Here is a 12,074-nt window from a genome sequence, read left to right as displayed (position 1 = left end):
ACCGCCACCCTCTACCGGGCCGGCGGCAGGCTAGCTGCCGGCAAGCTTGCGCTCGACTGCGGTGCCCTTGAAGAAGTCCGGGTTGGCTTCGGTGTAGAGCTGGTACGGGTTCTCGAACACCAGTGCCTTGAAGTCGGCCTCGCTGATCACGCCCTCGTCGACGAGATCCCGGCTTTCGGCCAGCGCCTCGGTCAGGTCGGGCACGTCCCAATGGCCCACGTCCGAGGAGTAGATGGCGTTGATCTTCACCCCCAGTGGGTTGGCACGGGTGTTGAAGGCATGCGCCACCGTGCGGTCGTCCGCCTCGCTGCCGAAGTAGAAACTGTCCACCCAGCGTGCCTTGATGTCCTCGACGCTTTCAATGCCGGCGAGCGCGAAGTCGTTCCGCTGCTCCGGCGCGGGCTGCGCCATATCCTGGGTGTAGCGTGCGCCCAGCGAGGCGCCGGACAACGCGCGGCTGCATACAGGATCTAGAGGCGGCACTGCTGGCGTAAGCGGTCACCGGCTTCGGGCGGATGCCCAGGGGACCGACGGGCGGCGCCGGAGCGGAAGGGTCGGCCTGATCGCCGTGGCAGCAACTCACAGTTCCACATGGCCTCCGCATCCGGTCTGCCGGTCCGACGGCTAGGTCCGCGGAGCATACAACCCGATCGCAGCAATATCGTTCCACATGGTGGATATATTCAGGCTATGGCGTTGCTGCCGCTTGATCCGATACATATCCTGATCCGCATCCGCCAGCAATTCCTGCGGCAACATGTTTTGATCGCCCTGGGCCATTGATTTGCCGATGCTTGCGCTCAGATGGATTTCGGAGGTCTCCAGCAGATAGGGTTGCGCCAGTGCACGATTGATATGGTCCATCACAATCAGCACCGCGGCGCCGCCGATATCCGGCAGGATCACCGCAAATTCATCGCCGCCGATGCGGGCAACCGTATCGCTGGCCCGTACGCAATAATTGAGCCGATCGGCGACCAACTTGAGTACCTGATCGCCGATATCATGTCCCAGGTCATCGTTCACCAGCTTGAAGCCATCCAGATCGATCATCAGCACGCCCACCTGCCGTTCCTGCCGCGCGGCAAGTGCCAGTGCGTTGGCAAGCCGGTCAAGCATCAGCAAGCGGTTCGCCAATCCGGTGAGCGGGTCGTGGTTGGCATCGTGCTGGGCTGTCTGCAGTAGCACCGCCATTTTCGCCAGATCATGACGCAATCGGGAGTTTTCTTGCTGAAGGGTTTCCATGGTACGCCTCGATGTTCAGGTTATTTGCCGCGGTCCGGCTACATGCCCCATCACGATCAAGGCGGTCGGATCGATTCTGTTTCTCTGGGCTTGCCAGCAACTCATAGCGGGTGGCGTGACCAATCATAGGGAATTGCCGCAATAGGCAATTTGATCGGCGCCGAATCAGGCTGTAATATCATTTCGACGCGATTCTTTTGCCTGGAATCGCCGGATTTGACCGGTAGGTAAATAATCGTTGCTGAACTGCTTAGACTCATTTCTTTCATTGTCACCTTTGAAGTGAAGGTTTATAGGGGGCACCGCACCATTCCGCCATGCATCACCTACCATACAGGGGTTCTTGTATTCAGGTCGCGTATCCAATGAAAATCATGACCGGCGGTGTCGATGCCATTGCATGATGCTTTTGGCATTTCTGTCAGAAATCCCACGATGGCCAAAGAAAGAAGAATGGTGCCTGTAAGTCGTTTTCTGCTTGTACCGGGCATCCAATGCCGGACCCGGAGGTATCGGCAGTTTAATGTGCGTAATTCGCCATGTGCTGATTGATTGCCATTGGCCTGTTCTTTCCATTTCTTTCGTTGTCTGTCGTGGCATTGCCTGCCTGAATGCCGTTCCAATCGGTTGGGCGGGTGCGGCCAGCGACATCGAGTGGGTACGGCGCCCGACGGACTGCCCGGATATCGGGCTATGCCGCGCTGGTCAGCCCCAGCAGAACATCCGCGTACCAGGCGCCGCCAAGGCCAAGGAGCGTACCGTCCTGCAGGCCGGTGGTGGGGGCGCCCAGGCGGGGGGAGTACACCCCCAGCAATTGCCATGGCAGGGACGCGTCGTCGCGGCGTTCCATGACCCTGCGGCGCAAAACTGCGGCTCCGCTGCTGCCGCAATGTGTTCTGGTGTCGGTCAGGAAATAGCCCTGCTGCTGGAAGCGGACGCCGTGGGCTGACGCGAGCGAAGCGCTGCGCGCGATGGCTAGGTGGTGCGCCGTGTCGTGGAAACCAGGCGGGAAGCCCACGATCATCAATGGGTCGCCGATTTCCAGGTCCTCCCCCTGAGGGTCGAGATGTGTTTGGTCGAATGCATGAAATAGCGCATTGCCGGGCAAGCGCCCTGCGTTGATGTCAATCACCGCGATATCCACAACGCCGGCCTCGTCGCTCGCCTGGCGCCACAGTGCCACGCCTTCGTCATAAAGCGGTATCGGGCAGATTGCGTGCTGCGTCAGATCGCACGCATCGGTATGCACTTCGATCTCGATCCGGTCTGGAACATGGCCGCTCGTCTCATCGAGAAGGACATGCCGGCTGGTGATGAGGTACAGGCGCTCCTCGCGGCGGAAGAAGAAGCCGCTGGCGCACGTCAGGCGTTGTGATTCCAGGTACGTGCTGATGCGGGTGTTGGTCAACAGCACCGCCTCGGCGGTCTTGGCCCGGTCCGCGACCTGCGAACCTATGCCGGCAAGCACGACGCCAATCCTGGCCACATCACGTTCAAAGGCTTTCAAGGCGTGGTCGGAAATCGTGCTGTTCAGCATGATCGTGCGTGCAACTTCGGCATGCATTTCGAATGAATGCAGCATGGCTTCATGGATGGCCGGCGGCAGCGTTTTCAGCAATGCCGGCAGCAAGGCGTCCATCGCGACCAGGCTCCCTTTGAGCTCACAGATGCGTTCGGTGGCGTCCTGCAGGTTTTTCATTGCGCTGAACCCTTCCAAAATAAAAAGCGCGGGCAAGCCGCGCTTTCGGTGAGTGCCGGGGCATGGATACCGGGCGCCAGGCCCGGTATGGAATTAGCTCACCGCACGGATATTGGAAGCAAGGGGCCCTTTGGCACCCTGCATCACTTCAAATTGCACGCGCTGATTCTCGGTCAGCGTCTTGAAGCCGCCTTCCTGGATTGCGCTGAAGTGGGCAAATAAATCCCTGCTGCCATCGTCCGGGGAAATAAAGCCAAAGCCTTTGCCATCGTTGAACCACTTCACGGTTCCGGTTTGTGTCGTCATTTTGATTTCCTTCAGGAATTGCCAAGACGCAACAATGCATCTGGCGAAGAGACGCCAAGAGAATCATCAAGGGGGGATTCGACACAACCGCCGACAGGACGCCGGAGAGGAGCAGAAAGACCGCTAAAGTGATGGTCTTGCACATATCAACGAGACCATCGTACACCTGTTATGGCCGGCGTGCGGGTTTCCCATAAATATATTTTCTAGGCGCTGTCAAGCGCTGGCTGCCGCGGCAGCCATCTCAGCAACGCCAGGCCCGCTGCCGCTGAGCACAGGGACGCCGCGAAGATCCCGATCTTCGCACTGTCCACCAAGATGCCGGTCAAGGCGAGGTTGGCGATGAACAAGGCCATGGTGAAGCCGATACCGGCAAGGAAGCTGCCGCCCACCATGGCCGGCCAGCGAAGTTCAGGAGCACGGGTGGCGATCCCGAAACGCAGCGCCAGCCAACTGAACAGCAGAATGCCCACAGGTTTGCCCACGGCGAAACCGAAGAACACAGCTACCGCGACAGGCTGGACAGTGCTGTCCCAGGACAGCACCAGACCTGCGTTGGCGAGCGCGAAGATCGGCATGATGCAGAAACTGACCCAGGGGTGAAGGACCATTTCGAGTCGTTCGACCGGCGATAGCGATTCGCGCACTGCGATCTGGGCAACCTGCAGCGTCTTCCGGTCACGGGTGTTGCCACTTCCCTGGCTATCCGAAGGGTGCGCGACGACCTGGTCCAGGATGGCATAGAGCCGGCTGTCGCTCACCCAACGCCGAGCCGGCGTCATCAAGCCGAGGATCACGCCCGTGACGGTGGCATGAAGGCCGGAGGCATCGATTGCCAGCCAGGTGGCGCTGCCCACAAAGAAATAGATCGGGAATCCGCGCACCCCAATGCGCGCCAGCGTGCGAAGTACAGCGATGAACACGGCGGCCCAGGCGAGCAGGTGCCATTCCAACTGGCTGCTGTACCCGATGGCCACCACCAGGATGGCGCCGATGTCATCGACGATGGCCAGGAACAGCATGAAGACGCGCAGGCTATGCGGGATGCGGGTGCCGAGCAAGGCCAGGCAGGCAATGACGAATGCCGTGTCCGTGGCCATCACGATGCCCCAGCCGTCCAGGCCGGGCTGCCCCCACTGAATCGCCAGGTAGATCGCTGCGGGCGCAATCATGCCCCCCACGGCCCCTGCCACGGACAAGGCCGCCATGCGCGGGTTGCGCATCTCGCCCAGCACGGCCTCGCGTTTGAGTTCCAGGGCGACCACGAAAAAGAACAGGGTCATCAACCCGTCGTTGATCCAGGCCTTGAGCGAACGGCCGAACTCAAAGTCACCGATCCGGAGTTCGAGCCGCGTCGTCCAGATGCCGAGGAACGCATCGGCCCAGGGTGAGTTGGACAACAGGAGCGCCACCATGGTGAACAGCAGCAAGGCAGCTCCGCCGGCGGCCTCGATATGCAGGAATCTGATGAATGGTGGCGTCACCCGGTCTATGAGTTCCCGGGGCAGCTGGGTGGGGGTGGTTGATTCGCGTGAAGGCTCGATCATGGGCTTGGCTTGGCATCAGGTCGCATGTTGTCCGGTTGCCTCAAGCCCTTCACTCATGGGGGGGCGATTGCTCCGGGGCAGGAGGCCGATATGCCACCCGATCCAGGCCGCACTTCAGCTCAGTGTAGTTGGCGCTCGGATCTGCAATGCGCTTTCTCCGATGCAAGGAGGGGGCGACGCGCCGTTACGCCGATCGTGCCGGTGACCAGGGCTGCCATCGCTTGGCAGCCGTGCTGCGGTGTCAGGTGCGGCGTGGCACGGTAGTGTTCTTGCCATGCAGGCCGGAATCGAAAAGGGGTTCAACCGTGCTTGCTGCACTAGACCCGCAGCGCGCCGCGGAACCCGCTGGCGGCATAGTACGATTGCACGCCGTTGTGATACACGAAGACGCGGCCGTAGCGGCGGTCGCAAAAGAGCGCACCGTCGGGCTTTCGGATATCCACCGGGGTCTGCACCCAGCTGGATGTCTTGGTGTCGAAATCCCCCAGTTGCTGCAGTTCCCGGTATGGCGCTTCGGTCAGGATCTCGATGCCCATGGCGACCGCCATCTCCACGACGTTGCTTTCGGGTTTGTTTTCCTTCCCTGCCTCCATCGCAGCCCAGTCGTAGCAAATGCTTCTGTGACCGGTGGGGCTTTCGGTCGAGCAGTCGACAAAGCAGTACTCGCCTGTCTTTTCCTCATGGCCGATCACATCCGGTTCGCCGCCTGTCCGTTCCATTTCATGGAGTGACCAAAGCTTGTCGGCATCCGCTTCCAGCCTTGCCTGCACGTGGGCCCACTGCATGCCGGGATGCCGCTGCGGATGCCGCTCGAAACGCGTTTTCAAGGTGCCGAACAGCACTTCGCGTTGTGCTGCGTCCATGTCCTGTTTCTCCATGGTGTGAAGGATCGCTGCCCGCCCCGCCCTCGCTGTCCGGCGTGCCGGGGCGGGGCGCCCGGCTGCCGGGGAGCAGGCCGGGCCGCTTCACAGCAAGGGTTCGACTTTTTTCTTGAGCAGCGCCACCAGTTCGTCCTGCATGTACTCGAATTCGTCCGGGATCCCGAGGCAGATCACCTTCTTGCCGTTCAGGAACCGCCTGAAGCGTTGCGTGAGCCGGGTCTTATGTACCTGCTCCATCACGAAGATGACCGAGGCCCACTGGATCTGCTCCACCGAGAGCGGGACGTCGGCATCGCCGCCAAGGCCGGCGGAGTCGGTCTCGATGCCGGGGTAGGTCGCAAACAGGTGTTCCGCGGTCGGGCTGCGCAGCCTGTTCTGCGAGCAGATGAACAAGGCCCGGATCATGCAGCACCTGACAAGGGTTGGATGGGCCGGATTGCCCGGCCGGCGGTGAGCGTGCCCAGCTTGCATGGGCGGACCGCGGCCGTGGCGGGCGGCCGATGCAGGATGCGCATCCGGCGACGGTTTGCACCGCGGCGCGCCCTGGCCGGTGCCCCGATGCTCATGGTGCCGTCACCAACCCGGCTGGCACGGCATCCGCCCCCATCCATCCACCGGTCTGATGCCGCCACAGCCGCGCATACAGGCCGTCGCGGGCGATCAGTTCGGCATGGTGGCCGGTCTCGACGATGCGGCCGCGGTCCAGCACCACCAGCCGGTCCATCCGCGCAATGGTCGAAAGCCGGTGGGCGATGGCGATCACGGTCTTACCCTGCATCAGCGTCTCCAGGCTGTCCTGGATGGCCTTCTCGGCTTCCGAATCGAGCGCGGAGGTGGCTTCGTCCAGGATCAGGATCGGGGCATTCTTCAGCAGCACGCGGGCGATGGCGATGCGCTGGCGTTGCCCGCCGGAGAGCTTGACGCCGCGCTCGCCGACGAAGGCATCGAGTCCGCTGCGGCCCTGGCTGTCGACGAGCTGGGAAATGAATTCGGCGGCGCGTGCGTCGGTGATGGCGCGCAGCAGCTCGGCCTCGCTGGCGTGGGGCTTGCCGTAAAGCAGGTTGTCCCGGATCGAGCGGTGCAGCAGCGCGGTATCCTGGGTGACCATGCCGATCTGCCGACGCAGGCTGTCCTGGTTCACCTGGGCGATGTCCTGGCCGTCGATCCGGATGTGGCCGCCCTCCAGGTCGTAGAGCCGCAGCAACAGGTTCACCAGCGTGGATTTGCCGGCGCCGGACGGGCCGACGAGACCGATGCGCTCGCCCGGCTGCACCGCAAGGTCCAGCTCCTCGATCACGCCGCCGCCCTTGCCGTAATGGAACACGATGCGCTCGAAGCGCACGGCGCCCGCCGTCACCTGCAGTGCAGCAGCATCGGCTGCATCGCGCACCGCACGCGGGCGGGCGATGGTGTCGAGCCCGTCCTCCACCGTGCCGAGGTTCTCGAAGATGCCGTTGATCACCCACATGATCCAGCCGGACATGTTGTTGATGCGGATCACCAGCCCCACCGCCACCGTCACCGCGCCCAGCGTGATCAGCGCGTCCTGCCACAGCCACAGCGCCAAGCCGCAGGTGGCGGTGATCAGCATGCCGTTGATCGAGGTGACGGACAGATTCATCAGCGTGACCAGCCGCGCCGTGGCCTGGGTCTTCCCGGTCTGTTCGCGTACCGCGTCGGCGGCGTAGTGCTCCTCCAGCGCGCCATGGGCAAACAGCTTGAGCGTGCCGATGTTGCTGTAACTGTCGACGATACGGCCCATCAGCCTGGAGCGTGCCTCGGAGGCGACCATGGCGCGCCGCTTCACCCGCGGGATGAAGTGGATGAGGATGCCCACGTAGGCGGCGATCCATGCCGCGAGCGGCAGTGCCAGCCGCCAGTCGGCATGGGCGAACATCGCCAGCGCGCTGCCGGCGTAGATGATGACGAACCACAGTGCATCCACGCTCTGTACCGCCGATTCGCGCAGTGCCTGGCCGGTCTGCATGATGCGGTTGGCGATGCGGCCGGCGAAATCGCCGGTGAAGAACGCCAGGCTCTGCCGCAAGACATAGCGGTGGTTCTGCCAGCGCACCAGCGAGGTCAGCCCCGGGCTGATCGCCTGGTGCACCAGGAGGTCGTGCGCCAGCGTCAACAGCGGGCGCAGCAGCAGCGCCACCGCTGCCATCGCGGCAAGCTCGGCGCCGTGCTGCGCGAACAGCCGGGCCGGCGCGGTGTGCTGCGCCAGATCGACGATGCGGCCGACGAAGCCGAACAGCGCCACCTCGACCAGCGCCACGGCCAGACCCACCAACAGCAGCGCTGCGAACGCACCGCGCGCCTGCGCGATATGGTGCAGATAGAACCGCACCACCCCGCTCGGTGGCATCTCATCCGGCACGGGGCGGAACGGGTCGATCAGGTTTTCGAAGCGGGTGAACAGTCTGTCGGGCATGGCGCTGGGATCAAGGACGGGAATGCAGCGTAACGTGGCCGGCACGGCCGGCGCCGGGGCGCCCGGCAACGGCGGGTGACCACAGCGGCCAGCCGCATGCCGATCTGCCGCCGCCGCGTCGCGTCGGCAGCATACCGCACTGGGGCGAGGCGCTGACCGGCAGCCGCTTGCTGTCGACGCGACGGCCGAGGCGCGCCGCTTGATGAACGACATGCTCAGCTTGCCGGCTGCAGCCTGCCCGCCGCCACTGGGCGGCCGGCCGCGTCGAAGCGCGGCCAGGCCTCGGTGTACTGCAGGGTCTTGAGCGCGGTGTCCAGATAGCGGGTATCGACCCAGGCGCGCACGTCGAACGGTTTGCGGATCAGCTTGTACTTGTACGCGTCGGCCACGCTCTGGCTGGTACGGGCGAGCACGAACCCGTCGATGCGCGGGCTCAGCCGGTGCGCCAGCGGGATGTTGGCATACTCGCGGCGATAGATGGCCTCGCTGATGCCGCCGGCCGAACCCCACAGCCGGAACACTGCGTCGCGGTGCGCCGGCTCGCCGGCCCAGTGGGCGGCGCGCACCAGCGCGTTCACCACCCGTTGCGTCGCCTGCGGATGGGCCTGGGCGAACTTCTGGTTCACCAGCACGAAGCCCTGTGCGGTGGCCGCCGGATGTTGCCTGGTGGTGTAGATGATGCGTGCCTTGCCGGCATCGGCCAGCCGCACCAGGTCCAGCGTGCTGAAGATGGCATCGACATCCCCAGCGAGAAAGGCCGCCTTGTAGGTGGCCGGCTCCATGTTCACCACCTTCACGTCGCGCTCGGTCAAACCGTGTGCCGCCAGGATGCGGTTGGCCGCGAGCTGGGTGGCGGTGCCCTTGTGGAAGGCGATGCGTTTGCCGCGCAGCCCCTTGATGCCGGTGATGCCCGACTGCGGCGTGGCGGCCACGTAGACATCGCTGCGGGTGGAGCCGGCCAGCACCACGCGGGTGTCAAGGCCGACCGCACGGCCGATGATGGCGGGCAGATCGCCCAGCGTGGTGAAGTCCAGCTGGTTGTTGGAGATCGCCTCGTTCACCGCCGGGCCCTGGCCCTTGAAGAAGATCCACTGGACCTTGACGCCATCCCTGGCGAACTCGTTTTCCACGTAGCGGTTCACCTGGGCTACCGAGGTCCAGCCGGTGGAGACGCGCGGCGGATTGCCGACACCGGCGGTGGAAACGCCGATGCGGATCACCTTGGGCAGGGCATCGGCCAGCAGCGGTGCGGACAGCAGCAGCGTGGCAAGGCCGGCGGCGAGGGTGCGAAACAACATGGGTTACTCCATGGGGCGGCCCGGCCGCCCCGGTTCCGGCTCAGGCAGGCACAGCGTCGGCCGGCGTGATGGCAGGGCAACTGGCGTACCGGGCGAGGCCAAGGTTGTCGCCCAGCGTGCAAGCCGCGTATGCGGTACGGAACAGGCCGCGGCGCTGCGGCGAAGGCTATTGTCCGAGCAAGCGGCATGCCACGCGGCAACGCCGCCAATCACACCACCACCGCCATGGATTTGATTCGAATCCAGCAGCAGATTGCTGTCATTTCAACAAGGTGTGTCGGTGGGGCAGTCGGACTGGCGGCACTGGATGCGCTGCAGGCCGCACAGGAGGTCCGGGCCGGCAACTGCCGGTTCGCCTGCTCGGGCGTTCCCGCACGGCGCCCGGCCGGCCTGCGCACCGTCAGCGTCTGCTGCCGGCGGCTGGGCGTGCTGCAGCCCGGCACCTGCCCATCAAGATCGAGCAATCCAACCAGACGCCCGATCGTGCGACGGCGCTGACGCAGTGCCCGGCCGGACAGCATCGTGAGCGACAGGCAGAGCGGCACAGCGGCATCGGAAAAGGTGGCTGACACCCGGGCTGGCCGGTGGCCCACGCGAACCATGGCATGGCTGGCGCGGGCCGGACCAACAGCGATGCCTGTGCCGTGGGGGCGGCGTTGCGGTGATGCCAGTTGGTGGGTGATGGCCGCAGTCCACTGGCCGGGGTGCGCTGCGGGGTGTGGTGCAACAACGCCCAGACTGCTGGCAACCGCGATCCGGCGTGGCCATGACTGGCTTGCAGTCATGGCCACGCCGCTGCACGTTGCATTTTGCCGTTTTGGCTCAGCTCAAGCCTGGCATTCCTCAGGGCAGTTTGACCCGTACTTCTGCTTCGCTGTAGCCCTGTAGAAACGTTAGCACATTGGCGCGCCGCGCCGGCTGAGGCAGGGTTTTGACATATTGGTTGAAGAAAGCCAGCACCGATTGGTTGGTGATGGTGCGCATGGTTTCGCCATTGATCGGCCCCAGGAAGTCCGAGGGTTTTGAGTTCCGGGCAAGTACCGTGCTATCGGTAATGTCCCCATGAAGGCTGCCTTTGATCGAGACGTAATAGGCATCGCTGCTGGCCGTGTCATAGATCACGTCATAATCCTTATGCACCCAGCTCTCGGTGGCCATCAGCAGGATGGGTTTGTTGAACTGATGCTCCGCCGTCAGGTAATAATCCTGTCCATCGATATTGGCTGCAGCGCGAATGGATGGATTGTCGATTTCGCTGAGGTATTGCAGTGACTTCGTGCCCCCGTACGATGTACCCAGCAGGCCGATCCGCGATAGATCCAGCCGGTTTGCAAATAAACCGCTGTTGTCGGCATTCAGTTTTTCCAGCTCGGCCAGTACAAATCGGGTGTCATCCTGCCAAATCTTCAGCTGCCGATGGTCACCTTCGCATTTGGCAAAAGCATCATAGATCTGCTGCTTCACACCGGTGCTCAGTGGCTGATCTTTCAGCTGGGCCATCAGGGCATTGAGCTCATCCAGCGTGATTCCGCCATCGAAATCATGGATGCGCTTGTTCCAGTCAATACGGATCTCCTCACCATTGGCCATCGTGACCAATGAATGCTGATGGGTGTGGCCGATGACCACCACCATATAACCCTTGCTGGCCAGGTCTTCATATAGGAACTGACTGGATTCGAGGTTCGATGCATAGCCAGGCGAGAACACCAGCACGGGAAACGGCTTTTCCTTTTCGGCTATTTCGGCGTTGAGGCGGGTTTGGCTTGGCACATCCTTCAGCCAGTCGTCGCCCGGTGAGCCGGTAATGGCATTCGGACTGTGATACCAGTGGTGCAGTACCGGTTGGCTGGCGCTCTGGCTGGCCGGATACCAGATCTTGACCATCAGCTCGCGCAGGCGCGGCGTATCGGCCAGCGGGTCGAGCCGGTTTGGATCGGTGAAATTGAACGTCCGCACGCCGATCTTGTAATTCTCGGCGTCCAGCACTGTGAGCACCATCGGAGCGCTGGCGGTGCTGCCCTGTGCATTCAACGAGACCGCCTTGTACACATAGCTGCCCTTGCTACGGCCTCGTACCGGCAACTGGACGGTTTGCGCCGCGGCGGGGTTCAGATCCTGGCTGGCAATCAGCACATCGTTCTCGTACCAGTCCACGCGGCTGGCGTGGCCCGATTGCAGGGTCAGCGTGTAATCGCCATCCTGCGCCGCCCCCAACAACTTCCACGATGACCAGTTCTTGGGCTGTGGAGGGGTGTTCCGGCTCCACCATTTGGCACGATATTCCTGTCCCTGATAAGTAATGACATTGCCAGCCACATAGGCCACGTCCGGTTTCCACTCCGCAGCTTGGTTGTCGTGGCTCAAGACCGGCGTCAGCGGCACTGCCGCCAATGCCGGCAAACACGCAGCCAGCAGCAAACCGCCGAATATAGGGGCGATCATTTTCATCGTTGTTGTCTCCATCCAGAATGCGCCGGGGCGCTTATTGTTTGAATCCGGCTCCCTGAGGCGCCGGATCCACTGCAAGGTTGGCGGCATTGCAATCGTCAACCTCCTCACCACTTTCGTGACCGCGAAAGCGATCGATTGGCCAGCCTGTTGGCACGCATGGCCAATCAACAGGGGGCATTCACCGGGCCCACGCCACTGGCACGCCAATCG

11 protein-coding genes are annotated in these 12,074 nt (G+C 63.1%); all 11 read right to left on the bottom strand.

From position 1 onward, the window contains the following. Nucleotides 1-30 precede the first annotated feature (30 nt). Nucleotides 31-450 (bottom strand): hypothetical protein, encoded by a 420-nt coding sequence (locus N8I74_RS00320; RefSeq protein WP_263124906.1) that lies wholly within the window; start codon nucleotides 448-450, stop codon nucleotides 31-33. 174 nt (nucleotides 451-624) lie between these two features. Then, nucleotides 625-1,245, bottom strand: coding sequence for a GGDEF domain-containing protein (locus N8I74_RS00315; RefSeq protein ID WP_263124905.1), 621 nt, complete (start codon nucleotides 1,243-1,245; stop codon nucleotides 625-627). A 691-nt stretch (nucleotides 1,246-1,936) separates the two neighbouring features. After that, nucleotides 1,937-2,944 (bottom strand): trypsin-like peptidase domain-containing protein, encoded by a 1,008-nt coding sequence (locus N8I74_RS00310; protein ID WP_263124904.1) that lies wholly within the window; start codon nucleotides 2,942-2,944, stop codon nucleotides 1,937-1,939. Between the two features lie 93 nt (nucleotides 2,945-3,037). Next, entirely contained in the window at nucleotides 3,038-3,250 is a 213-nt protein-coding gene (cspE, locus tag N8I74_RS00305) for a transcription antiterminator/RNA stability regulator CspE (RefSeq protein WP_263124903.1), read from the bottom strand. A gap of 206 nt (nucleotides 3,251-3,456) precedes the next feature. Beyond that, the gene (gene nhaA / locus N8I74_RS00300) at nucleotides 3,457-4,797 is read right to left on the bottom strand and encodes a Na+/H+ antiporter NhaA (RefSeq protein WP_263124902.1); all 1,341 of its coding nucleotides are present in this window, start codon (nucleotides 4,795-4,797) and stop codon (nucleotides 3,457-3,459) included. Between the two features lie 317 nt (nucleotides 4,798-5,114). Then, a complete protein-coding gene (locus N8I74_RS00295) occupies nucleotides 5,115-5,639 on the bottom strand; it encodes a DUF4256 domain-containing protein (protein WP_263124901.1) in 525 nt (174 codons plus the stop codon). A 123-nt stretch (nucleotides 5,640-5,762) separates the two neighbouring features. After that, entirely contained in the window at nucleotides 5,763-6,083 is a 321-nt protein-coding gene (locus N8I74_RS00290; RefSeq protein ID WP_263124900.1) for a low molecular weight protein tyrosine phosphatase family protein, read from the bottom strand. A gap of 157 nt (nucleotides 6,084-6,240) precedes the next feature. Further along, a complete protein-coding gene (locus N8I74_RS00285) occupies nucleotides 6,241-8,112 on the bottom strand; it encodes an ABC transporter ATP-binding protein (RefSeq protein WP_308445867.1) in 1,872 nt (623 codons plus the stop codon). A gap of 215 nt (nucleotides 8,113-8,327) precedes the next feature. Beyond that, entirely contained in the window at nucleotides 8,328-9,410 is a 1,083-nt protein-coding gene (locus N8I74_RS00280; protein ID WP_263124899.1) for an ABC transporter substrate-binding protein, read from the bottom strand. Nucleotides 9,411-9,619: 209 nt separating this feature from the next. Continuing rightward, the gene (locus N8I74_RS19405; protein WP_408611930.1) at nucleotides 9,620-9,931 is read right to left on the bottom strand and encodes a hypothetical protein; all 312 of its coding nucleotides are present in this window, start codon (nucleotides 9,929-9,931) and stop codon (nucleotides 9,620-9,622) included. Between the two features lie 322 nt (nucleotides 9,932-10,253). Next, complete coding sequence (locus N8I74_RS00270; protein WP_263124897.1) at nucleotides 10,254-11,861, bottom strand: alpha/beta hydrolase; 1,608 nt, start codon at nucleotides 11,859-11,861, stop codon at nucleotides 10,254-10,256. Nucleotides 11,862-12,074: the final 213 nt, after the last annotated feature.

Source organism: Chitiniphilus purpureus (assembly GCF_025642115.1).
In the GTDB taxonomy this organism is placed as follows: Bacteria; Pseudomonadota; Gammaproteobacteria; order Burkholderiales; family Chitinibacteraceae; genus Chitiniphilus; species Chitiniphilus purpureus.
Note: the sequence above shows the minus strand (reverse complement) of the source record. Positions and strands in the feature narration are given on the sequence as shown.

What these genes read in the sequence shown, in the direction of transcription:
- N8I74_RS00315 (WP_263124905.1), bottom strand. Translation starts at nt 1,245, where the DNA reads ATGGAAACCCTTCAGCAAGAAAACTCCCGATTGCGTCATGATCTGGCG.
- N8I74_RS00310 (WP_263124904.1), bottom strand. Translation starts at nt 2,944, where the DNA reads ATGAAAAACCTGCAGGACGCCACCGAACGCATCTGTGAGCTCAAAGGG.
- cspE (WP_263124903.1), bottom strand. Translation starts at nt 3,250, where the DNA reads ATGACGACACAAACCGGAACCGTGAAGTGGTTCAACGATGGCAAAGGC.
- nhaA (WP_263124902.1), bottom strand. Translation starts at nt 4,797, where the DNA reads ATGATCGAGCCTTCACGCGAATCAACCACCCCCACCCAGCTGCCCCGG.
- N8I74_RS00290 (WP_263124900.1), bottom strand. Translation starts at nt 6,083, where the DNA reads ATGATCCGGGCCTTGTTCATCTGCTCGCAGAACAGGCTGCGCAGCCCG.
- N8I74_RS00285 (WP_308445867.1), bottom strand. Translation starts at nt 8,112, where the DNA reads ATGCCCGACAGACTGTTCACCCGCTTCGAAAACCTGATCGACCCGTTC.
- N8I74_RS00280 (WP_263124899.1), bottom strand. Translation starts at nt 9,410, where the DNA reads ATGTTGTTTCGCACCCTCGCCGCCGGCCTTGCCACGCTGCTGCTGTCC.
- N8I74_RS19405 (WP_408611930.1), bottom strand. Translation starts at nt 9,931, where the DNA reads ATGCTGTCCGGCCGGGCACTGCGTCAGCGCCGTCGCACGATCGGGCGT.
- N8I74_RS00270 (WP_263124897.1), bottom strand. Translation starts at nt 11,861, where the DNA reads ATGAAAATGATCGCCCCTATATTCGGCGGTTTGCTGCTGGCTGCGTGT.